The 22088-nt window shown below is 68.9% G+C and carries 25 protein-coding genes; 8 read left to right on the plus strand and 17 right to left on the minus strand.

What is annotated here, in order from left to right:
• Window positions 1–95: 95 nt before the first annotated feature.
• Genes trmD through rpsP form a run of 3 tightly spaced genes read right to left on the minus strand, consistent with a single transcriptional unit; the run spans window position 96 to window position 1805 of the window.
• The gene (trmD, locus tag PV762_RS19170; protein WP_421036592.1) at window positions 96–884 is read right to left on the minus strand and encodes a tRNA (guanosine(37)-N1)-methyltransferase TrmD; all 789 of its coding nucleotides are present in this window, start codon (window positions 882–884) and stop codon (window positions 96–98) included.
• A 30-nt stretch (window positions 885–914) separates the two neighbouring features.
• On the minus strand, window positions 915–1511 hold the full coding sequence (gene rimM / locus PV762_RS19175; RefSeq protein WP_421036593.1) for a ribosome maturation factor RimM: 597 nt from the start codon (window positions 1509–1511) through the stop codon (window positions 915–917).
• An 18-nt stretch (window positions 1512–1529) separates the two neighbouring features.
• Window positions 1530–1805: a 30S ribosomal protein S16 gene (gene rpsP, locus PV762_RS19180; RefSeq protein WP_088405407.1), complete on the minus strand. Its 276-nt coding sequence runs from the start codon at window positions 1803–1805 to the stop codon at window positions 1530–1532.
• A 270-nt stretch (window positions 1806–2075) separates the two neighbouring features.
• Between rpsP and PV762_RS19185 the strand changes: the two genes are divergently transcribed.
• Window positions 2076–2699 carry a GNAT family N-acetyltransferase gene (locus tag PV762_RS19185; RefSeq protein WP_421036594.1) on the plus strand — a complete coding sequence of 208 codons (624 nt, stop codon included), beginning with the start codon at window positions 2076–2078 and terminating at the stop codon, window positions 2697–2699.
• Window positions 2696–3166: an NINE protein gene (locus PV762_RS19190; RefSeq protein ID WP_421036595.1), complete on the plus strand. Its 471-nt coding sequence runs from the start codon at window positions 2696–2698 to the stop codon at window positions 3164–3166. The genes PV762_RS19185 and PV762_RS19190 overlap by 4 nt, the downstream gene beginning before the upstream one ends.
• 10 nt (window positions 3167–3176) lie before the next feature.
• Here PV762_RS19190 and PV762_RS19195 read toward each other — a convergent pair whose 3' ends face one another.
• From PV762_RS19195 to murJ, 9 genes are all read right to left on the minus strand, one after another.
• A complete protein-coding gene (locus tag PV762_RS19195) occupies window positions 3177–4187 on the minus strand; it encodes an inorganic phosphate transporter (RefSeq protein ID WP_421036596.1) in 1011 nt (336 codons plus the stop codon).
• A 21-nt stretch (window positions 4188–4208) separates the two neighbouring features.
• Complete coding sequence (locus PV762_RS19200; protein WP_421036597.1) at window positions 4209–4856, minus strand: DUF47 domain-containing protein; 648 nt, start codon at window positions 4854–4856, stop codon at window positions 4209–4211.
• 164 nt (window positions 4857–5020) lie between these two features.
• On the minus strand, window positions 5021–5374 hold the full coding sequence (locus tag PV762_RS19205) for a DMT family protein (protein ID WP_421036598.1): 354 nt from the start codon (window positions 5372–5374) through the stop codon (window positions 5021–5023).
• A 42-nt stretch (window positions 5375–5416) separates the two neighbouring features.
• Window positions 5417–5911 carry a 2-amino-4-hydroxy-6-hydroxymethyldihydropteridine diphosphokinase gene (gene folK, locus PV762_RS19210; RefSeq protein WP_421036599.1) on the minus strand — a complete coding sequence of 165 codons (495 nt, stop codon included), beginning with the start codon at window positions 5909–5911 and terminating at the stop codon, window positions 5417–5419.
• A 24-nt stretch (window positions 5912–5935) separates the two neighbouring features.
• A complete protein-coding gene (pcnB, locus tag PV762_RS19215) occupies window positions 5936–7597 on the minus strand; it encodes a polynucleotide adenylyltransferase PcnB (protein ID WP_421036600.1) in 1662 nt (553 codons plus the stop codon).
• Window positions 7597–8265, minus strand: coding sequence for an HAD family hydrolase (locus PV762_RS19220; protein WP_421036601.1), 669 nt, complete (start codon window positions 8263–8265; stop codon window positions 7597–7599). The genes pcnB and PV762_RS19220 overlap by 1 nt, the downstream gene beginning before the upstream one ends.
• Before the next feature lie 51 nt (window positions 8266–8316).
• Window positions 8317–8991, minus strand: coding sequence for a DnaA regulatory inactivator Hda (gene hda, locus PV762_RS19225; protein ID WP_421036602.1), 675 nt, complete (start codon window positions 8989–8991; stop codon window positions 8317–8319).
• Between the two features lie 108 nt (window positions 8992–9099).
• Entirely contained in the window at window positions 9100–9876 is a 777-nt protein-coding gene (locus PV762_RS19230) for a SirB1 family protein (protein ID WP_421036603.1), read from the minus strand.
• A 56-nt stretch (window positions 9877–9932) separates the two neighbouring features.
• Window positions 9933–11507, minus strand: a complete 1575-nt coding sequence (murJ, locus tag PV762_RS19235) for a murein biosynthesis integral membrane protein MurJ (RefSeq protein ID WP_421036604.1) — start codon at window positions 11505–11507, stop codon at window positions 9933–9935.
• Window positions 11508–11710: 203 nt separating this feature from the next.
• Between murJ and rpsT the strand changes: the two genes are divergently transcribed.
• On the plus strand, window positions 11711–12007 hold the full coding sequence (rpsT, locus tag PV762_RS19240) for a 30S ribosomal protein S20 (protein ID WP_067269869.1): 297 nt from the start codon (window positions 11711–11713) through the stop codon (window positions 12005–12007).
• A 71-nt stretch (window positions 12008–12078) separates the two neighbouring features.
• On the opposite strand, the gene PV762_RS19245 is transcribed toward rpsT, so the two are convergent.
• The 3 genes from PV762_RS19245 to PV762_RS19255 all read right to left on the minus strand — a co-directional run bounded on the left by PV762_RS19245 (window position 12079) and on the right by PV762_RS19255 (window position 14412).
• Window positions 12079–12885: an alpha/beta fold hydrolase gene (locus PV762_RS19245; RefSeq protein ID WP_421036605.1), complete on the minus strand. Its 807-nt coding sequence runs from the start codon at window positions 12883–12885 to the stop codon at window positions 12079–12081.
• Window positions 12882–13952, minus strand: a complete 1071-nt coding sequence (locus tag PV762_RS19250) for a M14 family zinc carboxypeptidase (protein ID WP_421036606.1) — start codon at window positions 13950–13952, stop codon at window positions 12882–12884. The genes PV762_RS19245 and PV762_RS19250 overlap by 4 nt, the downstream gene beginning before the upstream one ends.
• Before the next feature lie 124 nt (window positions 13953–14076).
• Complete coding sequence (locus PV762_RS19255) at window positions 14077–14412, minus strand: DUF3579 domain-containing protein (protein WP_421036607.1); 336 nt, start codon at window positions 14410–14412, stop codon at window positions 14077–14079.
• A 248-nt stretch (window positions 14413–14660) separates the two neighbouring features.
• Here PV762_RS19255 and PV762_RS19260 point away from each other — a divergent pair, with 248 nt between their 5' ends.
• Both PV762_RS19260 and argF read left to right on the plus strand, forming a co-directional pair.
• Complete coding sequence (locus tag PV762_RS19260; RefSeq protein ID WP_421036608.1) at window positions 14661–15881, plus strand: aspartate aminotransferase family protein; 1221 nt, start codon at window positions 14661–14663, stop codon at window positions 15879–15881.
• Window positions 15878–16840 carry an ornithine carbamoyltransferase gene (gene argF / locus PV762_RS19265; RefSeq protein WP_421036609.1) on the plus strand — a complete coding sequence of 321 codons (963 nt, stop codon included), beginning with the start codon at window positions 15878–15880 and terminating at the stop codon, window positions 16838–16840. The genes PV762_RS19260 and argF overlap by 4 nt, the downstream gene beginning before the upstream one ends.
• 73 nt (window positions 16841–16913) lie before the next feature.
• On the opposite strand, the gene PV762_RS19270 is transcribed toward argF, so the two are convergent.
• On the minus strand, window positions 16914–17702 hold the full coding sequence (locus PV762_RS19270) for a transporter substrate-binding domain-containing protein (RefSeq protein ID WP_421036610.1): 789 nt from the start codon (window positions 17700–17702) through the stop codon (window positions 16914–16916).
• Between the two features lie 351 nt (window positions 17703–18053).
• Here PV762_RS19270 and PV762_RS19275 point away from each other — a divergent pair, with 351 nt between their 5' ends.
• The 3 genes from PV762_RS19275 to PV762_RS19285 are packed head-to-tail and all read left to right on the plus strand — an operon-like array spanning window position 18054 to window position 20705.
• On the plus strand, window positions 18054–18812 hold the full coding sequence (locus PV762_RS19275) for a metallophosphoesterase family protein (RefSeq protein ID WP_421036611.1): 759 nt from the start codon (window positions 18054–18056) through the stop codon (window positions 18810–18812).
• Window positions 18718–20358, plus strand: coding sequence for a serine/threonine protein kinase (locus PV762_RS19280; protein ID WP_421036612.1), 1641 nt, complete (start codon window positions 18718–18720; stop codon window positions 20356–20358). The genes PV762_RS19275 and PV762_RS19280 overlap by 95 nt, the downstream gene beginning before the upstream one ends.
• A gap of 5 nt (window positions 20359–20363) precedes the next feature.
• A complete protein-coding gene (locus tag PV762_RS19285; protein ID WP_421036613.1) occupies window positions 20364–20705 on the plus strand; it encodes a YkgJ family cysteine cluster protein in 342 nt (113 codons plus the stop codon).
• A gap of 47 nt (window positions 20706–20752) precedes the next feature.
• Here PV762_RS19285 and PV762_RS19290 read toward each other — a convergent pair whose 3' ends face one another.
• Window positions 20753–21988: a tetratricopeptide repeat protein gene (locus PV762_RS19290; RefSeq protein ID WP_421036614.1), complete on the minus strand. Its 1236-nt coding sequence runs from the start codon at window positions 21986–21988 to the stop codon at window positions 20753–20755.
• Window positions 21989–22088 lie beyond the last annotated feature (100 nt).

The raw sequence follows: 22088 nt of genomic DNA on the forward strand, positions 1-22088 counted from the left end.
GCACCGCCCTTGCCCCATCAGCCCAGTAGAGGATCGGAAAACCGAAGATTATAGACGGGGTTGGACGATCGTCAAACTTCGCCCGCACCACCGCGCTATTTGCGGGGCGCCTTGCCAGGCGCAGCCTGCAGGGAGGCGAGGAACTTCTCGTCCTTCTTGTCGAGCTTGCCGTCGCGGCGAGCGGCCTCGATCAGCTCGGGCCGGCGTTTCATCGTCAGCGCCAGCGACTGCTCGCGGCGCCAACGGGCGATCTCGGCGTGATGGCCGGACAGCAGCACCGGCGGCACCGGCATCGGCCCTTCCGGCGTTTCCAGGACTTCCGGACGGCTGAAGTGCGGGCAGTCCAGCAGCCCGTCGGAAAAACTGTCCTGCTGGTGCGAGGCGGCGTCGTTCAGCACGCCGTCCTGCAGGCGGGCGATCGCATCCAGCATCGCGATGGCCGGCAGTTCGCCGCCGGACAGCACGAAATCGCCGAGGCTGATCTCCATCGTCACGTGACGGTCCAGCACGCGCTGGTCGATGCCTTCATAGCGGCCGCAGAGCAGGATGGCGCCCTCGCCTTGCGCCAGCTCCTGGGCCAGCGCCTGATCGAGCTTGCGTCCGGTCGGACTGAAATGGATCACGGCGGGCGCACCGGGATGCGTCGTTGCGCGGTCGGCCTTCACCGCGGCCAATGCGCGCTCCAGCGGCGCGGCCAGCATCACCATGCCGGGGCCGCCGCCGAAGGGGCGATCGTCGACACGACGGTAGTTGTCCTCGGCGTGATCGCGCAGTTGCCACAGGCGCACGTCGACCTGCTTGCTCTCGTACGCGCGACGCGTCACGCCGACCCTCAGGAACGGGTCGAAGAGCTCAGGGAACAGCGTGAGAACATCGAAGCGCATGGGCATCAGGCCCGGCCAGGCCCGGCGGCTTCAGTAGTCCAGGTCCCAGTCGACCGGGATGACGCGCGCGGCCTTGTCGACATCGCCGACAAACGCGTTCACGAACGGGATCAGGATTTCCTCGTCCGGCTTGACCGGCGCGGTCTTGCCGGCGGGCAGGATGCGCAGCACGCAGTGCGGGCCGGTGTCGATCAGGTCGATCACCTCGCCCAGCGTCTGGCCGTCCTTGTTGACGACGCTCATGCCGATGAGGTCGATCCAGTAGAACTCGTCCTCGGCGGTGTCCGGGAACACGCTGCGCGAGACGAAGATGCGGGCGCCCTTGAGCGCCTCCGCACCGTTGCGGTCGGCCAGGCCTTCAACCTGGGCGACGATGCCGTCCGCGTGGTCGCGGACGGACAGGACCTTGAGCACGGGGGGCACGACATGCGGCTTGCCCGGCAATGCCTTCTCGCTCGGTTTCATGAACCAGCGGCGAGCGGCGAAGAGCGCCTGGGCATCCGGGGAATGGCTGAGGATCTTCAGCCAGCCCTTGATGCCCCAGGCGTCCAGCACGCGCCCGACTTCGATGGCGTCCTCCGGGAAAGCCGGGGAACTCTCGACGACGTCGTCAGGCGCTTGCTTCATCGACTGCGATCCGGAGGATTAGGCAGCGACGGCGGCGGCCGGAGCGGCAGCCGACTTCTTGGCCACGTCGACCAGACGGGCGACGGCCGGCGACAGCTGGGCGCCGGTGCCGACCCAGTAGGCCACGCGGTCTTGCGCGACGCGCAGGCCTTCGGCATTGCCGGTGGCCACGGGGTTGTAGAAACCGACGCGCTCGATGAAGCGGCCGTCACGGCGGTTGCGGCTGTCCGTCACGACGAGGTTGTAGAACGGACGCTTCTTGGAGCCACCGCGGGAGAGTCGAATAACGACCATGATCTATCCTTCAGGTTTTGAGCGTTCCACCGCACCAGGGAGACACACAGGGGCAAGCAGAGATTGGATCGACTCTTCGTAGGGTACGCGTGCGTCGCGCATCGATTCCCAACGGCAGGTCGACAGCTGGCTCCGTAGATACGCCCCCGGTCCGTCCTTCGCCCGCATGCTCCGTTTCAGGGAGCTTCGAAGCGTGACAGCCACACCCAGGGGCCAGCGCCAAAACCAAGCATTATAAACTCGCGTTTGACGCTTTGTCCTCCTCCCCCAATGACGACGACCACCAGCAGTTCCTCCCCCCTCCTGATCCGCCCCAGCCTGGAGGGTGACATCGCCGCCATCCAGCAGATCTACGAGCATGCGGTGCTGCACGGCACCGGCACCTTCGAGACCGATGTGCCCGACCGCGCCGAGATGGGCCGTCGCCGCACCGAGGTGCTCAGCCGCAGCCTGCCCTACCTGATCGCCGAGCGCGACGGGCAGGTGCTCGGCTTCGCCTACGCCAACTACTTCCGTCCGCGCCTGGCCTACCGCTACTTTGTCGAGGACTCGATCTACCTCTCGCCCCAGGCCCAGGGCCAGGGCGTCGGCCGCCTGCTGCTGGCCGAACTGATCGCCCGCTGCGAAGCCGCGGGTGCGCGCCAGATGATCGCGGTGATCGGCGACTCGCAGAACCTCGGTTCGATCGGCGTGCACCGCAGCCACGGCTTCGAGGACGTCGGCGTCATGAGGTCCGCCGGCTGGAAATTCGGCAAGTGGCTCGATGTCGTGCTGATGCAACGCCAACTGGGTCAGGGCGACACCAGTTCGCCCACCGGAGCGACCGCAGCGACCGCCGCCGCGACCGCTTCGCCGGCTGCTCCCTCCGCGCCCGCCGAGACCCCGGCCGCATGAGCGCCGTCGCCCCTGACGCCGGCGGCGGGGCGGACCTCAAGTCCAAGACCGTCGCCACCTGGCTGAGCTTCGCGCTCGGCAGCCTCGGGGCGCACCGTTTCTATCTGCACGGGTTCGGCGACAAGCTGGCCTGGCTGCACCCGCTGCCCACGCTCCTCGGCTTGTACGGCGTGCATCGCATGGACACGCTGGGCCAGGACGACGTCACCGCCTGGTTCCTGATCCCGCTGCTCGGATTGATGATCGCCCAGAGCATGCTGGCCGGCATCGTCTACGGCCTGATGCCCGACGAACGCTGGGCCGACCGCTTCAACCGCGGGGTGCTGCGCAAGACCGGCTGGTTGCCGATCCTGGGCGTCATTGCATGCCTGATGGTCGGCGGCGCCTGCCTGATGGCCACGATCGCCTTCTCGGCGCAGCGCTACTTCGAATCGCAGGTGGAAGCCGCCCGCGAGATCAGCCAGTAGCGCGCCGCGCTCAGAACAGCGTGAAGCTGATCCAGTAGAACAACCCGGCGATGAACGCCGAGGCCGGGATCGTGAAGATCCAGGCCCAGACGATGTTCCCCGCCACGCCCCAGCGGACCGACGACGCGCGCTGCGTCGAGCCCACGCCGACGATGGCGCCGGTGATCGTGTGCGTCGTCGACACGGGAATGCCGAGCGCGGTCGCCAGGAACAGCGTGATGGCGCCGCCGGTTTCGGCGCAGAAGCCGCCGACCGGTTTGAGCTTGGTGATCTTCTGACCCATCGTGCGGACGATGCGCCAGCCGCCGAACATGGTGCCCATGCCGATCGCCAGGTAGCAGACGACGATGACCCAGGACGGCGGCGAATGTTCGCCTGCGCCCGCGTAGCCCGAGGCGATCAGCAGCATCCAGATGAGGCCGATGGTCTTCTGCGCGTCATTGCCGCCGTGGCCCAGGCTGTACAGCCCGGCCGAGACCAGCTGCAGCCGCCGGAACCAGTTGTCCACGCGCAGCGGCGAGCTGCGTCTGAACAGCCACGCCACCGCCACCATGAGCAGCGAGCCCAGCAGGAAGCCCAGCAGCGGCGAGACGAAGATGAACAGCACCGTCTTGCCGATGCCGCTCATGATCAGGCCCTTGGTGCCTGCCTTGGCGATCGCCGCGCCGATCAGGCCGCCGATCAGCGCGTGCGACGAGCTCGACGGGATGCCGTAGAACCAGGTGACCACGTTCCAGGCAATCGCGCCGATCAGCGCGCCGAAGATCACGTGGTGATCGACGATGGTCGCGTCGATCGAGCCCTTGCCGATCGTGGCGGCCACCTTCAGCTCGAAGAACAGCACCGCGATCACGTTGAAGAAGGCCGCGAACAGGACGGCCTGCTGCGGCTTGAGGACGCCGGTCGACACGACCGTCGCGATCGAGTTGGCCGCGTCGTGGAAGCCGTTCATGAAGTCGAAGGCGACGGCCAGCACCACCAGCATGGCCACGACCCAGAAGGCCACGTGCATCGTTCCCATGGGAGACGCTCCGCGACCGGATCAGGAATTCTCGAGGACGATGCCCTCGATCAGGTTGGCGACGTCCTCGCAGCGGTCGGAGATGGACTCCAGCTGCTCGTAGATCGCCTTGAGCTTGATCAGCTCGCGCACGTCCTCCTGTTCGCGGAACAGCTTGGACATCGCGGCGCGCATCACGCGGTCCGCGTCGGACTCGAGCTTGTCGATCTCCTCGCAGGCCTTGATGGCGGCTTCGGCCGTTTCGGGCTGGCTCAGCTTGGGCAGCAGCGTGACGGCATGCTTGACGCGTTCGCAGCACTTGGCCGACAGCTCGCCCAGGCGCAGCACTTCGTCGGGGATGGAGCGCACGTCGTACAGCTGCATGGTTTCGCTGGAGTCCTGCAGCAGGTCCAGGATGTCGTCCATCGCGTTGATCAGGCCGTGGATCTGCTCGCGGTCGATCGGCGTGATGAAGGTGCGATGCAGCAGCCTGTTCACCTCGGCGGTGACGCGGTCGGCGTGGTGCTCGGCGCGGTCGACCTCGGCCGCGTACTTCTCGCGCAGCGTGAGGTCGTTGTAGTTCTGGATCATGAGCATGAAGGCGCGCGCGCCTTCCACGATCTGCGTGCCGTGCTCATTGAACAGTTCGAAGAAATTGCCCTCTCGGGGCAGCAGCTTGCCGAAAAACATGGGGGGAGGCTCCGCGCCGTGCGATCCTCGCCGGATCGTCACAAATGGTTCATTTCCGTGTCACGGAAAACCCGCGAGTGTAGCCGCCCATGGCCCGTTCGAGCCATTCCCCGCTCGTCCCGAGCGGATCCCCCCCGACTCCCCCGGAGGCGGGCGCAGGAATCTCAGCCGCGGAAGATGAAGTAGACCGCCCCCATCAGGCACAGGCCGGCCCAGATGAAGTCCGTCTTGAACGGCTGGTTCATGAACAGCATCGAGAACGGGACGAACACACCCAGCGTGATCACCTCCTGCGTGATCTTCAGCTGGGCGAGCGTGAACCCGCCGTCATAGCCGATGCGGTTGGCCGGGACCTGCAGCAGGTACTCGAAGAGCGCGATGCCCCAGCTGATCAGCGCGGCGACGTACCACGGCTTGGACGCCAGTTCTTTCAGATGGCCGTACCAGGCGAAGGTCATGAAGACATTGGACAGCGTCAGCAGGGCGACCATCTGCCAGCCGGCGGCGGTTGCGAACATGAGTCGGACTCCCGGAAGAGGTTGAAGGTGGAGGGCGGGTCGTCAAGGCAGATGCAGCGGCGCGTCCTCGCGCTCGACGACTTGATCGGCGACCGAAGGCAAATGGCTCGCCAGCCTGCCCAGACCTGGTGAGGCCAATGCCGGATCGAGTTCCAGCAGCGGACGCAGCACGAAGGCGCGCTGGTGCAGCCGCGGATGCGGGACGACGAGGCGGACCAGATCGACGGTCTGGTCGCCGTAGAGCAGCAGATCGAGGTCGAGCGTCCGCGGCGCGTTGACGAACGGACGCTCGCGGCCGTGGCGCGACTCGATGGCCTGCAGGGCCGCGAGCACGCTCAGCGGTGGCAGTGTCGTCGTCACGCGCGCGACGGCATTCAGGTAATCAGGCCCCTCGCAGCCGACCGGCGCGCTGCGCCAGGCGGAGGAGACGGCCTCCAGGGTCAGGTCTTTCACGTCGGCGAGGTCGGCCAGCGCCGACTCCAGCGTGCGCCGGAGGTCGCCGAGATTGGCGCCCAGGCCGACGTAGGCCGTGATCATTCGTCCAGCCTGCCGCGTCGAGGGTTACTCGTCGCCGGACGAACCGGCCTCCGTCGACGCGCCCGCGCCGCCGGCACCACCCGCGCCACCCGCGGCCTTCGGCTTGCGACGACGGCGGCGCTTCTTGGCGGGCTGGCCGCCGCCACCGTCGTTGCCCTCGCCTTCCGCGGCGTCCACCGCCTCGGCGTCGATCGGCAGCACAGCCGCAGATTCTCCGCTGACCGGCATCGTCGAGGGCGTGCTCACCGCGCCGCGCGGCACCGAGTGCACGCGTCCGCCGCCCGCCTTGGGCTTGCTGCGCGGGCCGCCCTGGCGCTGCGTCTCGCGCGCCAGTTCCAGCAGCGCGCGGCGCTCGTCCTCGGTGCCCAGCGCGAAGTCTTCCCACCAGTCGGCCAGGGCCGGATCGATCTCGCCCGCCTCGGCGCGCAGCGCCAGGAAGTCGAAGCCGGCGCGGTAGCGCGGCTGCTCGATCAGGCGATGCGGACCGCTGCCGGTGCGACGCTCGAAGCGCGGCTGCATCATCCAGATCTCGCGCATGTCCGCCGCGAGCTTGCCGCGGCCGGAGATGTCGCCGACGCGTGCGTCGAAGACCAGGTCGATCGCCTGCTGCAAGGCCGCCACCGCGCCCTCGCCGCCGTCGATCAGGCGCGTCCAGCGCTGCTGGACCTCGCCCCACAGCATGCAGGCGAGCATGAAGCTCGGCGCCACCGATCGACCCTCTTCGACCCGCTTGTCGGTGTCTTCCAGCGCCAGGCGCACGAACTTGCCGTGCACGTTGTCCGGCAGCGCGCCGTCCTTGTCGAGCACCGCGTCCAGGATGGGGAACACGCCGCGCGACAGGCCCTGCTTGCGCAGTTCCTCGATGCTGGCCAGCGCGTGGCCGGTCTGCAGCAGCTTGATCATCTCGTCGAACATGCGCGACAGCGGCACGTTCGCCAGCAGCGGCGCCATCGCGGCGATGGGCGCGCGGGTCTTGGGCTCGATGGTGAAGCCCAGCTTCGCGGCGAAGCGCACGGCGCGCAGGATGCGGACCGGGTCCTCGCGGTAGCGGCTCTCGGGGTCGCCGATCATCCGCAGCACCTTTTTGCGCGCGTCGGCCAGACCGCCGTGGTAGTCCACCACCAGCTCGCGTTCCGGGTTGTAGTACATCGCGTTGACAGTGAAGTCGCGACGCGCGGCGTCCTCGATCTGCGGCCCCCAGACGTTGTCGCGCAGCACGCGGCCGGACGCGTCGACGACGTGCGACTTGCCTTCCAGCGCGCCCTTGGACGTCTTCTCGTTGCCCTGCACCTGCTCGGCGTCGTCTTCCTTCAGCAGCGCGCGGAAGGTCGAGACCTCGATCACCTCGTGCTCGCGGCCGCGACCGTAGACCACGTGGACGATGCGGAAGCGCCGGCCGATGATGAACGCGCGGCGGAACTGGTTCTTGACCTGTTCCGGCGTGGCGTCCGTGGCGACGTCGAAGTCCTTCGGCCGGCGACCCAGCAGCAGGTCGCGCACCGCGCCGCCGACGATGAAGGCCTCGTAGCCCGCGTCGGTCAGCCCCTTGACAACCTTGACGCCGCGCTCATCGAGCAGGGCCGGATCGATGCGGTGCTCCTCCGCGGTGACCTCCACACGCTTGCCCAGCGGCGTGGCGGTACTTTCGGGCTTGCCCAACAGCTTGTTGATGAATTTCTTGATCATTATTCGAACAGCTTCAGTATCGGCCAGCCGCGCTCGCGCGCCAGCGCCTCGAGGGCCGAGGTGGGGTTGGTCGCCACCGGATGACTGACCCGCTCCAGCAGCGGCAGGTCATTCATCGAGTCGCTGTAGAAATGCACGCGCTCGAAATCCTCCCAGCGGCGCCCCTGCGCCGCCAGCCATTCGTTCACGCGCACGATCTTGCCCGCCTGGAAGGACGGGGTCCCCTGCACGCGCCCGGTGAACGACCCGGTCGCGTCGCGCTCCAGCTGCACGGCGATCAGGTGATCGACGCCGAAGGCCTTGGCGATCGGCGCGGTCACGAATTCGTTGGTCGCCGTCACCACGGCCACCAGATCCCCGGCGTCCAGGTGACGCTGCACGAGTGCGCGCGCATTGTCGCGCAACATCGGCGCGACGATCCGGGCCATGAATTCGGCGCGGGCCGCCTCGGCCTCGGCCACCGGCCGGGCGCGCCAGACGGAAGTGGCGAACTCGACGTAGTCGTCCAGATCGAGGTCGCCACGCTGGTAGTCGGCGTAGAACTCGTCGTTGCGGGCAGCCCAGGCGGCGCCATCGGCCCAGCCGATGTCCACCATGTAGCCGCCGAAGGCGTGGTCCGAATCCTGCGGGATCAGCGTGCCGTCGAGGTCGAACAGGGTCAAGTCCACGGGTCTAGTCCTTGAAAAACCTTGAAAACGTTGCAACCGGCGGCGTCGCCCTCAGGCGTGCGCCCCCTGGTCGGCGAGCATCTGGCGCAGCAGCGGCACGGTCACCGCCCGCTTGCTGGCCATCGAGAATTCGTCCAGCCCGTCCAGCAGCGTCATCAGGTGCTTCAGGTCGCGGGCGTAGCGGGTGAGCAGGTAGTCGATGACGTCGTCGGTCAGCGCGATGCCGCGGCGGTCGGCCTCGCGGCGGAGCACGGCACGCACCTCGGCCTCGGACAGCGGCTGCAGCGCGAAAGTCGGGCCCCAGCCGAGCCGGGTGCGCAGGTCCTCGCGCAGGTCCAGGTCCACCGGCGGCGCGGTGCCGGTCGAGACGACCGCCAGCCCCAGCGTCGCCGCCTCGACGAACAGCGCGAAGGCCGCATGCTGCTGGCCCGGATCGAAGCGCTGGGCGTCGTCGAGCAGCAGCAGGCTGGGATGGGTGGGCAGCTCCCACGGGAGGGGGGTGTCGGCGTCGTACCAGCCGACCTGTGCGCCGGCCTGCTGCCAGTGCCGCGCGAGCGCGCGCATCAGGTGCGTCTTGCCGCTGCCGGGCGGCCCCCACAGGAACACCGGCGGCGCGCCCGTCCCCAGGCCCAGCACATGCGTGAGGGCCGCGGTATTGGCACCGGTGAGGAGCGTGTCAAAGGTGTAGTCGGGCTCGGGACCGAGCGACAGCGGGATCTGCTTCAAACCACTTCAGCGTTGGATGGCGGGGCGACGTCGGCCAGGGGAAGGCCGCACCCTCGGAAAGTGGGGGATTCTAAGCGTCGCCCGACGCGCCCTCCCCCGCTCGCTCCCTCAATGGAGGGTGGCCGGCCCGCCACCGGCATCGCGGAGCTGCTGCAGGCACTGCTCGAGCTCGACGCGTTCCACGCGGTCGCCGGGCAACAGGGCCACGAGCTTGCGCTGCACGGCCAGCAGCCGGGGCAGGTCCGCCTGGTCCATGTGGATCTGCTTCAGGTTGCGCAACATGCGGGCGAGGATCTGCCGCGGCGGCGCGGCCCCGAGGAAGGCGTCCAGCGACATCGGCTCCTCGGGCGTGAGGCCGGCGCGCTCGCGCCAGGGGCTGAGGAATTCGTCAAGCTCGCCGCGACCCAGCGAGCGCCCGCTGAACGGGTCCAGCACCACCTCGCCCTGCGGCAGGCTCAGCTTCATCAGGAAGTGCCCCGGGAAACTCACGCCCTTGACCCGCAGTCCGACGTGCGAGGCCAGCTCCATGTAGATGATGGCCAGCGAGATCGGAATGCCGCGCCGTGTGGCGAGCACCTGGTGGAGGTAGCTGTTGCCGACGGCGTAGTAGTCGTTGACGTTGCCCGCGAAGCCGAGCTCACCGTGGAAGTACTGGTTGAGCATGCGCAGCCGGTGGCTGGGCGGCGCGTCGGCGGGCAGGCGGTGGCGCAGCCGTTCGCCGAGCCGGTCCAGTTCGGCCATCACCTGCTGCACGTCCAGCCGGGGCACGTCGTCCAGCGCGATCGCGGTGGCGGCTTCGGCCAGGTTGAGCGTGTCGTCTTCGGCAACCAGCGTCGAGAAATAGTCCAGCGCCGACGGCACCGTCCACTGCAAAGGCGAACTCATGCGCCCAAGTCTACGCCCGCTGTCGACGCTCAAGCGCAAGCCCGGCGCCCCTGATGTCAGGCCCGGCGGGCGAACTGGCGCAGCTTCACGCCCAGCAGCAGCAGCACGCCGAAATACAGCAGCGCGGAGGCGCCCAGGCTCAGCGCCATCCAGCCGGCGCGCGCCAGCTCGAACTGGAAGCCCTTGCCGCCGACCCAGCCGAAGTAGCCGGCCAGCCACCACTGCAGCGCCCCCATGGCGGCGCTGGCGATCACGACGCGCAGCAGGAACAGCAGCCAGCCGGCTTCCGGCGTGTAGGTGCCGAGCTTGCGCAGCCCGCGCAACAGCAGCAGCGCGTTGACGACGGCGCCCAGGCCGATGGACAGCGACAGACCGGCCACGCCGATCTTGAAACCGAACACGAAGATCGCGTTGAACACCTGCGTCAGGATCAGGACGCCGACGGCGATGCGCACCGGCGTGCGCATGTCCTGGCGCGCGTAGAAGCCGGGGGCCAGCACCTTGATCGACACCAGGCCCATCAGGCCCAGGCCGTAACCCATCACGGCCTGGGCGGTGTGGGCGACGTCCGCCGCCTGGAAGGCGCCGCGCTGGTAGAGCACGGCCACCAGCGGCTCGGCGAAGACCAGCAGCGCGACCGCGCAGGGCAGCGCCAGCAGCAGGGTCAGGCGCAGGCCCCAGTCGAGCAGGCCCGAGTATTTCTGCGTCTCGCCCTTGGCCGTGCTGGCCGCCAGTTGCGGCGTGAGGACCACGCCCAGCGCAACGCCGAGCAGCGCGATCGGGAACTCCATCAGCCGGTCCGCGTAGGTCAGCCAGGAAGCGGCGCCCTCGCCCACCGCGATGGCGATCTGCGTGTTGATCAGCAGCGAAAGCTGCGCCACGCCGACGCCCAGCAGCGCCGGACCCATCTTGCGCAAGACCTGGCGCACGCCCTCGTCGCCGGCGGCGCGGCGCAGGCCGGAGAAGTTCAGCGAGAAGCGCGGCATCAGGCCGATGCGCCGCAGCGCCGGCACCTGCACGGCCAGTTGCAGGATGCCGCCGACCATGACGCCCAGCGCCAGCGAGTAGATCGGCTCGTAGCCGTGGGCCGCCAGCACCGGCGTCAGCCCGTAGCCGCAGGCCAGCGACGCGAGGTTCAGCAGCACCGGCGTCACCGCCGGCACGATGAAGCGCTTCCAGGTGTTCAGGATGCCGGCCGACAGCGCCACCAGCGACATGAAGCCGATGTACGGGAACATCCAGCGCGTCATCACGACCGCGGCCTCGTGCGCGTCCTTGGACAATCCCGCGCCCAGCGCCCAGACCAGCACCGGCGCGCCGATCACGCCTATCACGCAGGTCGCCGCCAGCGCCCACAGCAGCACGGTGGCGACGGCGTCGATCAGGTGGCGGGTGGCCTCGTCGCCATCCTTGGCGCGCGCGGCGGCCAGCGACGGCACGAAGGCTTGCGAAAACGCGCCCTCGGCGAACAGCCGCCGCAGCATGTTGGGGATGCGGAACGCCACGTTGTAGGCGTCGGTCATCGCGTTGGCGCCGAACAGCCCCGCCACCATCTGTTCGCGGACCAGCCCCGTGATGCGCGACAGCAGCGTGAAGACCGAGACGACGGAGGCGGTGCGGAGCAGATTCATTCAGGCGTCGGCGCGGAGGCAATACGGGGGACGGTTCGGGGGACGGGTTCGGGGTACGGCCCGGGGTCAGTCCGCTCGGACTGGCGCCCTGGCGAACGACCGCGCATTATGGTGTGCTGCGGGAGACGCAATGCCTCGGGTTTGGTTTTTCCAATCCTGACTGCTATACTCGCCGTCTTTGCACCAACTGGACAAATAACACAATGGCAAGCTCTTCCAAAGCCAAGAAGAAAACCGTGCGTCTGGCCTCGGGCCGCAAGCGCGCACGTCAAGACGTCAAGCTGAACGCCGCCAACTCGGCGCTGCGTTCGAAGTTCCGCACGGTCATCAAGAACGTGCAAAAGGCGATCGTCACGGGTGACAAGGCCAAGGCCGCCGACCTGTTCAAGACCGCCCAGCCCGTGATCGACTCGGTCGCCGACAAGGGCATCTTCCACAAGAACAAGGCTGCTCGCCACAAGAGCCGCCTGTCTTCGAAGATCAAGGCGCTCGCCGCCTGATAGACAGATCCAGCTCTGGTGCACGAACAAAGCCCGCCGAAAGGCGGGCTTTTTCGTTCCGGACGCGCCGGTCATAGCGGCATCGGTGTCGTGATCTGCCCCACGACCTCGCGCACGTGGAGCCAGTCCACGACGTTGCGCGCCACCCACTCCCCGTCGTCGAGCGGCAGGTCGTGCCCCGCGTGCCGGTGCAGCCGCAAGGGCGCGCCCCAGGCCCGGCTGATGGCCTGCGAGCAGCGCCAGTCGACCAGCGAGTCGCCCTGGCTGCACAGCAGCAACATCGGCGGCTCCGGCTTGGCGAGGCTGGCGCGATAACGCGCCGCGGCCAGCAGCTGGCGCAGCGCATTGCGGCGCCGCACCGGATGCTGGCGCTGGATCGAGACCCAGTCGTCGATCACCTGGTCCGGCTGACGCTGCAGGCGCGTCGTCATCTGCAGCACCTTGGCCTCGCGCCGGCGCAGGCTCAAGCGCGTCAGGCTCAGCAGCAGCAGGGACCAGTAGTTCGACGGCCGCAGCCGCCTGAAGAAGGCGCTGAACGGCCGCAGGCTGGTGTTGATCAACACGATGCCGTCGAGCTCGCGCGGATGGCGCGCCGCCCACTCGCTGGCGACCATCGCGCCCAGCGACATCGCCAGCACCTGGTATGGCGGGGGAACGCCGCGACGCCGAAGTTCCGAACGGCACGCCTCCATCATCGCGTCGACATGGGTCGGGCTGCTCTGGCGATGCTGGTCGCCGTTGCCGGGCAGGTCGAGCAGCTCCAGCCGCGCGTCCGGCTGCTGCACGCGCAAGGCGCGGATGAGCCGCGCGGGAAAGTCTCCCCAATGGCCGCTCTCGCGCGTCAGCCCGCGCAGCAGCACCCAGGTGTGGCCGCTCATCCGGCGGTCCTCCGATACCAGCGAATCAACGCCTGCTCCCCGTGATCGATTCTTGTGTCCGGCGCCGGCAGCCAGCGGAACGCGCTCTGTGTCGCGCGTGTCATGAAGTCCATCCAGGCCATGTGCCGTCGCAATACCCGCTGCTGTCGATGTTCGATGAGCGGATTGAACATGCCGTGACGCGAGAGTAGCTGGCGCGGGTTTTTCTTCACCCACAACCATGACCCCATTTCGAGCGTCATCGGCAGGAAGATCCCTCGATCAAGGGAGAGCGACTCGTCGTACAGGTGGTCCCAGAGATCGCCATGGGTCAGGTAATGCCGGCTCTGCGGCTCCATCACGTAGGGATGCGGAGACAGGCATTGATCGAGCACCTCGCACAGCGCATGGATCTCAGCGAGGTGATGCATCGGATGACGCGTGCGCGCGTACGGGAACCAGATCCGATCGCGCAGGCCGAAGCCGCTGTGGAAATCGATGGCCACGGACACCGGGCGACCCAGCAGTTCTTCGCGGACGAAGCGGCAGAGCGCGTTGCTCTCGACCTGCAGCGGCTCGTCGGCCCGGCCGCGGTAGTACGGCAGCAGTCGCGTCAGCCGATGGCCGCCGACAAGGAAGGGCACGCCTCGATCCGCGTCCTGCGGCGCGTTGCGCATCAGGTCGACGCCCTGCGGATTCGCCCGCGAACCGGCCAGCACGCCGCCGGGATTGACGACGGGCAGGAACACGAGCCGCAGCGACTCGAGCTGCTGATGCAGGCTGAGGTCCCAGCGCAGGCGGCGCACCAGGCTGCCGAGGTAGGCCAGCACGACCTGCGCGCCGATGCGCTCCAGCCCGTGGACGCCGCCGATGAATCCGAGCGCGGGCACGGACGGATCGGGATTGCCCAGGGTCACGCCTATCACGGGCAGCGTGCCGCCGGCCGTCGTGACCGTCGCGAGCTCGCGGGCGTTCAACATCGAGCCGCCCTGGTCGATCAGTCGCAGCAGCTGCTGCAGCTCCGGCAGGACGGTCGCGGCCCGGGGACCCGCGTCGGCGGTGAAGACGGCCATGTCCAGGGAGCCCATCGGGCAGGTCGCGGCGAACCCGTCAGCTTAGGCGTCGGGACGCGGCTCGGCGATGGCCCGATCGGACCACCGCGATCACCGCGATCACCGCGATCACCTCATGGGCTCGGGTCTTCTCGAAGGCTCAGGTCTTGCCGGGCTCGCGGCCGTCGGGCAACAGGCAGGCGTCGACGACCTGCAGCTTGTTGTCGCGGGCGAAGTTCATGACGAACTCCCAGGCCATCGGTTCGACGGACTTCAGCGCCTCGTTGACGATGACGCACTTGATGCCGTCGATGACGCGGGGCACGCAGTAGGGGGAGTAGCCGAGGTAGGCGTCGCGCCCGCTGCGGGTGCCGCCGGGCCGGAAGCAGGACATGGCGCCAGCCAGACGTTCGGCCCAGTCGCTCGGGCGGAAGGTGCGGCCATCCGTGGTGATCCCCTGGATGAACACTTCTCGCGGCTTGGGCTGCTCAGTCATTGGCTACGGTCTCACGCGTCCCGGCAAAAACGCTATTGTGCCCTGGATGTGTTGCGGCGCAGCACACCTGGGCTTCTGCTCGCCCCGCCGGGCGGCGGGTGGCAGGCGCCTGCTGGTCAGCCGGGCTTCCATGCCTGTGAAGGAGGAATCTCCTCGCCCGCCAGGGTCGACCCGTAGAATCATTTGCTCCCCAACCCCGGTCCGGCGCTTGCCCGGACCGCTGACCTTCCCCACGCTCTGGAGACTTGATGAACGCCCCGGACTCCTCGTTCGCCGCCCCGACCGAACCCCATGTGATGCACACCTACGGCCGCCTGCCGATCGCCCTGTCGCACGGCGAAGGCGTCTGGGTCTGGGATACGGCCGGCCGACGATACCTGGACGGCCTCGGCGGGATCGCCGTCAACACGCTCGGACACAACCATCCGAGGCTGGTGGCGGCGCTGCGGGACCAGGTGGGCAAGCTCATCCACACGAGCAACTACTACCATGTCCCGCTGCAGGAGCAGCTCGCGGCCAAGCTCTGCGCGCTGTCGGGGCTGACCAACGCCTTTTTCTGCAATTCCGGCCTGGAAGCCAACGAGGCCGCGCTCAAGATCGCGCGCAAGTACGGCCACGATCGCGGCAATGAGAACCCCGAAGTCATCGTGTTCGAGAAGGCCTTCCACGGCCGCTCGATCGCGACGCTGTCGGCGACCGGCAATCCGAAGGTGCAGGCGGGCTTCGGCCCGCTGGTGCCGGGCTTCGTGCGCGTGCCGCTGAACGACATCGAGGCCATCCGCAAGGCCATCGCCGAGCATCCCGGCGTGACCGCGATCTTCCTGGAGACCATCCAGGGCGAAGGCGGCATCCACCCCGCGCACATCGACTTCCTGAAGGCGCTGCGCAAGCTGTGCGACGAGCACGACCTGCTGCTGATGCTGGACGAGGTGCAATGCGGCATCGGCCGCACCGGCAAGTGGTTCGCGCACCAGTGGGCCGGCATCGTGCCGGACGTGATGCCGCTGGCCAAGGGCCTGGGATCGGGCGTGCCGATCGGCGCGGTGGTGTGCGGCGACAAGGCTGCCAAGGTCTTCGGCCCCGGCAACCACGGCACGACCTTCGGCGGCAATCCGCTGGCGATGCGCGCGGGCGTCGAGACGCTGACGGTGATGGAAGAGGACGGCCTGCTGGCCAACGCCGCGACCGTCGGCGCCGAGCTGAAGGCCGCGATCGAACGCGGCCTGGCGGGCGAACCGGGCCTGGTCGAGGTGCGCGGTCACGGCCTGATGATCGGCATCGAGCTGGACCGTCCCTGCGGCGTGCTGCTGACGCAGGCGATGGAGGCCGGCCTGCTGCTGAGCGTGACGGCCGACAAGGTTGTCCGCCTGGTGCCGCCGCTGGTCCTCACGAGCGCGGAAGCCGCCGAGATCGCCGCGCGACTGGTGCCGCTGGTGAAGGCCTTCCTGGCCTCCCCCCCCGCGCCATGAAACCGGGGAACACGCTCATGCGTCACTACCTGCAGTTCAAGGACCTGCGTGCGGAGGAGTACACCCACCTGTTCGAACGGGCGGCGACGATCAAGCGACGCTTCAAGAACTACGAGAAGTACCAGCCGTTGCAGGACCGCACACTGGCGATGATCTTCGAGAAGGCCTCGACGCGGACCCGGGTGAGCTTCGAGGCGGGCATGTACCAGATGGGCGGTTCGGTGGTGCACCTGACCACCGGCGACAGCCAGCTGGGCCGCGCCGAGCCGATCGAGGACAGCGCGCGCGTGATCAGCCGCATGGTCGACATCGTGATGATCCGCACCTACGAGCAGACCAAGCTGGAGCGCTTCGCCGCGCACTCGCGGGTGCCGGTCATCAACGGGCTGACCAACGAGTACCACCCGTGCCAGATCCTGGCGGACCTGTTCACCTTCATCGAGCAGCGCGGCATGGACCGGCGCGGCGCGATCGACATGGACTGCCTGAAGGGACGCGTGGTGGCCTGGGTCGGCGACGGCAACAACATGGCCAACACGTGGCTGCAGGCGGCGGAGATCCTGGGGTTCACCGTGCACGTGAGCACGCCCAGCGGCTACGAGATCGATCCGGCGATCGCGGGCATCAAGGACACGCGCTGCTACAAGGTCTTCAAGGACCCGAAGGAAGCCTGCCGCGGCGCCGACCTGGTGACCACGGACGTGTGGACCAGCATGGGCTACGAAGCCGAGAACGAGGCGCGTCGCACGGCGTTCGCGGACTGGTGCGTGGACAAGGACATGATGGCGCAGGCCAAGCCGGATGCGCTGTTCATGCACTGCCTGCCGGCGCACCGAGGCGAAGAGGTCGCGGCCGACGTCATCGACGGTCCGCAGTCGGTGGTCTGGGATGAAGCCGAGAACCGCATGCACGTGCAGAAGGCGCTCATGGAGTACCTGCTCCTCGGACGCATCGGCTGAGCGCCCTGCCCCGCCCCTGAAGTGACAAGGCCCGCCAAGTGCGGGCCTTGTTCTTTCCTCAGGCTCGGTGGCGCTACCTCGGCGCCACGATCGCCTTCAGGCCGTCCTCGTACGAGCCGGCCGGGTAATGCTTCTGCAGCGTCTTCCAGACAGTGCCGGAACGCGCATTGCGCTCCAGCGCGTCGCTCAGCACCTCGCGGTCCTTCGCCGGCAGGTGCCGCGAGAGGTAGATCCCGCTGTCGGTCCAGCCGAGTTCCGCCATCGGCTCCAGCCGCAACCGGTCCAGCAGCGGCCGCGTCCTGGCATCCTGCAGCAGCGTGCCCGCGAGGATGGACGGCGCCATCACCGTCACGTCCGCCAGATTGCGCTCCAGCGCACGCACCACCGCCGCCGCGTCAGCCTCCACCACGAGCCGGCGTTGCGCCTTCAACGTCGCCAGCAGCTGCTGGTACGTCTCGCCGTAGTCGAAGCCGCGCACCACGACCACGCGCAGTTCGCGCCGCTCGCCGAGTTCGGCCAGGCTCTCGACCGACGCGCGGTCCGAGGAGAGCGAGATCAGCATCGCGCGCGCCTTCATCATCGGGATGAAGTCGCCGTGCAGGTCGCGCTGCGTGGTCCGCGTCGCGGGCACCAGCAGGTCCGCGCCGCCGCCGGCGTACATCGCCTCGACCCGCGCCCGCGGCACGACGCCGAAATCGAACTGGCAGCCGGTTTCCGCCGCGACCTTGCGCAGCAGGTCCGGATAGACACCGCTGACCTCGCCGCCCGAGGTCACCACGCTCATGCCGATCGGCGCGATGGGGACGCGGATCGGACGCGAGCAGTCCGCCCGCGCGGCCGTCGCCGCGAGCGCCAGTCCCATCGCCACGCCTGCCCATCCCCACCCGCGCCTGCGCGCGGGCCTGTCCGGGCGCCCGAAATCCGTGATCATCTTTTTTCTCTCCCGTGCCGGAACTGCCGGCGGCGGCGCGCGCTCGTCGCCTCCCGTCCTGGCGTCCCGTGTCCCGGGCCAGATTAGCAAAGCTGCGGCCCGCCACAACGCGTCAAACCCGCGACTGGCCTTCCCCTCACCCATCCGGAGGGGTCATGCCCCCTCCGCTTCGGGGGTCTCGCGATGCGGCGCGGCGACCCCCGGCGTCCGCCCCTCGCCAACTTGCGAAGGTTGACGTCAGCCGCCCGTGGCATCCTTGCCCTTCGCACCCAAGCCGTTTCCATGAAGACCGCTCTGATCTCCGACCTGCACGCCAACCGCCAGGCCTTCGAGGCCGTCCTCGACCATGCCCGGCGTCAGGGCGCCCTGCATTTCGCGCTCCTGGGCGACTACGTCGGCTATGGCAGCGATCCCGGGTGGGTGGTCGACCAGGTGCGTGCGCTGCGCGCGGACGGCGCCATCGCCGTCGCCGGCAACCACGACCTCGGCGTGACCCAGGGGCCCCGCCCCACCATGAACGAGGACGCGCGCGCCGCCATCGCCTGGACCCGCGCGAGACTCACCGAGGACCAGGTCGCCTTCCTGGCTTCGCTGCCCATGTCGGAGGAAGAGGACGACTGCCTCTACGTCCACGCCAACGCGTTCGACCCGACCGGCTTCGCCTACGTGCAAGGCCGGCTGGAGGCCATGCGCAGCCTGCACGCCACCGAATGCCGCTACACCTTCTGCGGCCACATGCACGAGCCCATGCTCTACCACCTCTCCGGGACCGGCAAGGCGGGCGACTTCAAACCGCAGCCCGGCGTGCCCATCCCGCTGCTGCCCAACCGCCAGTGGCTGGTCATCCCCGGCGCCTGCGGCCAGCCGCGCGACGGCAACCCCGCCGCGGCCTACGCGCTGTTCGACCACGACAGCGAGGAACTCAGCTTCCAGCGCGTGCCCTACGATGTCGAAGCCGCCGCCGCCGCGCTGCGCGCCGCGCCCGGCCTGCCCGCCGGGCTGGCCGACCGCCTCGCGCAACGGCTCGTCGCTGGCCGATGAATCGATGAACGACGCCCACCCGACGCACGCTGCTCCTCCCGCTCCGGTCCCGATCACCTCGCCGCTGCAGCCCGGCCAGGTGCTGGACGGTTTCGTGCTCGAGGCGCGGCTGCACCAGGGCGGCATGGCCAACCTCTGGCAGGTGCGGCGCCAGGATCCGGCGCCCCCCGCGGACCCGGCCCCTTCCGTCGAGGACTTCCCGCTGATCATGAAGGTCCCCCGCATCAAGGGCGGCGAGGACCCGGCGAGCATCGTCGGCTTCGAGGTCGAGCAGATGATCCTGCCGGCGCTGAAGGGTCCGCACGTGCCGCGCTTCGTCGCGCGAGGCGACTGGCGGCGGCAGGCCTACATCGTCATGGAGCGCATCGAGGCCGAGAGCCTGCGCCCGCGCCTGGACCTCGCGCCGTTGCCGCTGGTGGAAGTCGTCGAGATCGGCATCCAGGTCGCGCATGCGCTGACCGATCTGCACCGCCAGCACCTGGTCCACCTCGACATCAAGCCCAGCAACATCCTGCTGCGTCCGGACGGCACCGTGGTGCTGGTGGACTTCGGCCTGTCGCGGCACGACTTCCTGCCCGACCTGCTGGAGGAGGAATTCTCCCTGCCCATGGGCACCGGCCCGTACATGTCGCCGGAGCAGGTCCAGTTCGTGCGCAACGACCCGCGCAGCGACCTCTTCGCGCTGGGCGTCATGCTGTACCACCTCTCCACCGGCGAGCGCCCTTTCGGCCAGCCGACCTCGGTGCGGCAGTTGCGACGCCGGCTCTACGTCGATCCGATCCCGCCGCGCGCGATCCGGCCCGAGCTGCCGCCCTGGTTCCAGGAGATCGTGCTGCACTGCCTGGAGGTCCGCGCCGAGCGCCGCTACCAGAGCGCGGCGCAGCTCGCGCTGGACCTGCAGCGTCCCGACGCGGTGCCGCTGACGGCGCGCGCGCACAAGCTGCAGCGCAGCGGCATGGTGCGGCGCTTCAAGCGCTGGTTCCTGGCGATGGGCGAGGAACCGCATGCGCCCGCCTCGGTCGGCGCGCAGGTGGCGCGCAGCCCGGTGATCATGGCCGCGGTCGACGTGCTGGGCGCGACGCCGACGCTGCTGGAGGAACTGCGCGAGATCGTCCGCCGCCTGATGCAGACCGAGCCCGGCGCGCGGCTCGCCTGCGTCGCCGTGATGAAGACCAACCGCATCGGCATGGACGAACTCACCGACGCGCAGGGCCGCAGCCATCATGTGCAGCAGCTGATCGCCCTGAAGAACTGGGCGCATCCGATGACGCGGGAACTGGCGCTCGAGGACGGCCGCCTGACCTTCCACGTGCTGGAGGCGCCGGATGCCGCCGACGCCCTGATCGAGTTCGCCGCCAAGACCGGCGTCGACCACGTCGTGATGGGCGCGCGCGCCAGCTCGATGATGCGGCGCTACCTGGGCAGCGTGTCGGCGCAGGTCGTCTCGCAGTGCGCCTGCACCGTCACCGTCGTGCGCGAGCCGGTGCTGCCCGACGACACGCCGCCGTCCGACAGCACGCTGATCAGTCCGTCGGCATCGAACTGAACGTCATGTCCGCCTTCGCCGACAACCCCTGCACCCGCTGCGGCGCCTGCTGCGCGAGTTTCCGCGTCGACTTCTCGCGCCAGGAACTGCTCAGCGAAGGCGGCACCGTGCCGGACGGATTGACGGTGGAGGTCACGGACTCGACCTGCCGCATGCGCGGCACGGATCACGCGCGACCGCGCTGCGCCGCCTTGCAGGGCCAGGTCGGCGAGCGCGCCGGCTGCGGCGTCTACGAATGGCGGCCGTCGCCGTGCCGAGACTTCGGCATGCGGTCGCCGCTGGGCATTGGCGACGACGCCTGTACACGTGCCCGCGCGCGTCACGGTCTGCCGCCGTTGAACAGCTGAACGGCTGAGCCGCTGAGCGTCTGAACGCACGGCGCCCCAGCCGCGGGCTACCGCATCTGAACCTTGGCAGGCTGCATCTTCGCCTTGAGGCTCTCCAGCTTGGCCGCATAAAGCTGTCGCTGCGGCGCGGTGACGCTGTACTCCTGGGCCTTGGCGAGTTCGGTGCGCACGACGTCCCACCTGCCCAGACCCACGTTGGCCAGGGCCATCCAGAAATGGAACTCGTGATAGTAGGCCGAGCGGTCGATCTCCCTGGCGAAGAGGTCGCGGGCCTTGGCGTACTCGCCCGCCTTCATCGCGGCGACGCCGAGGTCGAAGAACTTGAACGGCGGATACGGCTGCAGCAGCGCCAGTTGCGCCTCGTACTTCTGCGCCTCGGCGAGCTGCCCCTGCAGGCGCAGTGCCTGCGCCAGGTTGGCCATGGACTGCACGTTCGCCGGCTCATGCGCGAGCACGAAACGGAAGGCGCGCTCGGCCAGCGCGATGTCGCCATGCCGGCGGTAGATCACGCCCAGCGTGTTGAGCGCCGTCAGCAGCCGCGGGTCGTGGAGCCACGCCGCGCGGGCCCACCAGTAGGCGCGAGCGATCTGCGCCTGCGCCATGAGTTCCGCAGCCCGGTTGTTCATGTACATCGCGACGATCGCGCGCTCGTCCACCGGCATCGCGCGCTGGCGCGAGATCTGCGCGCCGGGCAGGAAGTCGACCACCAGCGAGGGCTCGTCGCTGCCCACCACGCGGAACTCCGTCCGCCGCCGGCCCAGCGCGATGTTGACGTGGCCGGAGACGACCTGCAGGTCGCCGACACGGCTCCACTGCTCCTCGTCGTAGATCTGGCGGAAGACGAAGGGCAGCCCCATCTCGCGCGCGAACACCGCCGTCATCATCGCCAGCGACAGGCAGTTGCCGGCCTTGGCGTCGAAGGCCTCGGCGGCGGTGCGCGTGGTCTCGGCGTCGTACTCGAGCTGCAGCTCGTTGCGGTTGTAGAGCGCGTCCAGCAGCAGGTGGCGCAGGTCGCGCGTGTCCATCATCAGCGCGGTGCCGCTCGCATTCGGGATGCGGCCGCGGATGAACTCGCGCATCTTCGGCGTGATGGCCATGACCCGCTCCGGGTCGATCACGTCGCGCGACGGCGGGAACAGCTCGTCATGGATCAGCGGGGCCGTGTCGAAGGTCGGCGGCGGCTCGGGCGCCGTGGCGCATCCGGTGAACGCCGTCGCGCACAGCAGCATCGCGCCCAGCATCAGCGCCTGGCAGACCGAGTGGAAAGCCTGGATCGTTCCCATGACCGTCTCCGATGCGGCCTCTGGCAGGGCCGCTGACGAATCATGCTACTCCGCCGCGCCGCGTGTGCGCCCCCGTGCGACGGAGAGGGTGTTCCCGGGC

It is taken from the genome of Mitsuaria sp. CC2 (assembly GCF_048957715.1).
Classification (GTDB): Bacteria; Pseudomonadota; Gammaproteobacteria; order Burkholderiales; family Burkholderiaceae_C; genus Roseateles.

What these genes read in the sequence shown, in the direction of transcription:
- PV762_RS19185 (WP_421036594.1), top strand. Translation starts at nt 2,076, where the DNA reads ATGACGACGACCACCAGCAGTTCCTCCCCCCTCCTGATCCGCCCCAGC.
- PV762_RS19195 (WP_421036596.1), bottom strand. Translation starts at nt 4,187, where the DNA reads ATGGGAACGATGCACGTGGCCTTCTGGGTCGTGGCCATGCTGGTGGTG.
- PV762_RS19280 (WP_421036612.1), top strand. Translation starts at nt 18,718, where the DNA reads ATGTCGAAGCCGCCGCCGCCGCGCTGCGCGCCGCGCCCGGCCTGCCCG.
- argF (WP_421036609.1), top strand. Translation starts at nt 15,878, where the DNA reads ATGAAACCGGGGAACACGCTCATGCGTCACTACCTGCAGTTCAAGGAC.
- PV762_RS19275 (WP_421036611.1), top strand. Translation starts at nt 18,054, where the DNA reads ATGAAGACCGCTCTGATCTCCGACCTGCACGCCAACCGCCAGGCCTTC.
- PV762_RS19230 (WP_421036603.1), bottom strand. Translation starts at nt 9,876, where the DNA reads ATGAGTTCGCCTTTGCAGTGGACGGTGCCGTCGGCGCTGGACTATTTC.
- PV762_RS19250 (WP_421036606.1), bottom strand. Translation starts at nt 13,952, where the DNA reads ATGGGCTCCCTGGACATGGCCGTCTTCACCGCCGACGCGGGTCCCCGG.
- PV762_RS19270 (WP_421036610.1), bottom strand. Translation starts at nt 17,702, where the DNA reads ATGGGACTGGCGCTCGCGGCGACGGCCGCGCGGGCGGACTGCTCGCGT.
- trmD (WP_421036592.1), bottom strand. Translation starts at nt 884, where the DNA reads ATGCGCTTCGATGTTCTCACGCTGTTCCCTGAGCTCTTCGACCCGTTC.
- rpsT (WP_067269869.1), top strand. Translation starts at nt 11,711, where the DNA reads ATGGCAAGCTCTTCCAAAGCCAAGAAGAAAACCGTGCGTCTGGCCTCG.
- rpsP (WP_088405407.1), bottom strand. Translation starts at nt 1,805, where the DNA reads ATGGTCGTTATTCGACTCTCCCGCGGTGGCTCCAAGAAGCGTCCGTTC.
- PV762_RS19190 (WP_421036595.1), top strand. Translation starts at nt 2,696, where the DNA reads ATGAGCGCCGTCGCCCCTGACGCCGGCGGCGGGGCGGACCTCAAGTCC.
- PV762_RS19255 (WP_421036607.1), bottom strand. Translation starts at nt 14,412, where the DNA reads ATGACTGAGCAGCCCAAGCCGCGAGAAGTGTTCATCCAGGGGATCACC.
- PV762_RS19285 (WP_421036613.1), top strand. Translation starts at nt 20,364, where the DNA reads ATGTCCGCCTTCGCCGACAACCCCTGCACCCGCTGCGGCGCCTGCTGC.
- murJ (WP_421036604.1), bottom strand. Translation starts at nt 11,507, where the DNA reads ATGAATCTGCTCCGCACCGCCTCCGTCGTCTCGGTCTTCACGCTGCTG.
- PV762_RS19205 (WP_421036598.1), bottom strand. Translation starts at nt 5,374, where the DNA reads ATGTTCGCAACCGCCGCCGGCTGGCAGATGGTCGCCCTGCTGACGCTG.
- rimM (WP_421036593.1), bottom strand. Translation starts at nt 1,511, where the DNA reads ATGAAGCAAGCGCCTGACGACGTCGTCGAGAGTTCCCCGGCTTTCCCG.
- folK (WP_421036599.1), bottom strand. Translation starts at nt 5,911, where the DNA reads ATGATCACGGCCTACGTCGGCCTGGGCGCCAATCTCGGCGACCTCCGG.
- PV762_RS19245 (WP_421036605.1), bottom strand. Translation starts at nt 12,885, where the DNA reads ATGAGCGGCCACACCTGGGTGCTGCTGCGCGGGCTGACGCGCGAGAGC.
- PV762_RS19260 (WP_421036608.1), top strand. Translation starts at nt 14,661, where the DNA reads ATGAACGCCCCGGACTCCTCGTTCGCCGCCCCGACCGAACCCCATGTG.
- PV762_RS19290 (WP_421036614.1), bottom strand. Translation starts at nt 21,988, where the DNA reads ATGGGAACGATCCAGGCTTTCCACTCGGTCTGCCAGGCGCTGATGCTG.
- PV762_RS19200 (WP_421036597.1), bottom strand. Translation starts at nt 4,856, where the DNA reads ATGTTTTTCGGCAAGCTGCTGCCCCGAGAGGGCAATTTCTTCGAACTG.
- pcnB (WP_421036600.1), bottom strand. Translation starts at nt 7,597, where the DNA reads ATGATCAAGAAATTCATCAACAAGCTGTTGGGCAAGCCCGAAAGTACC.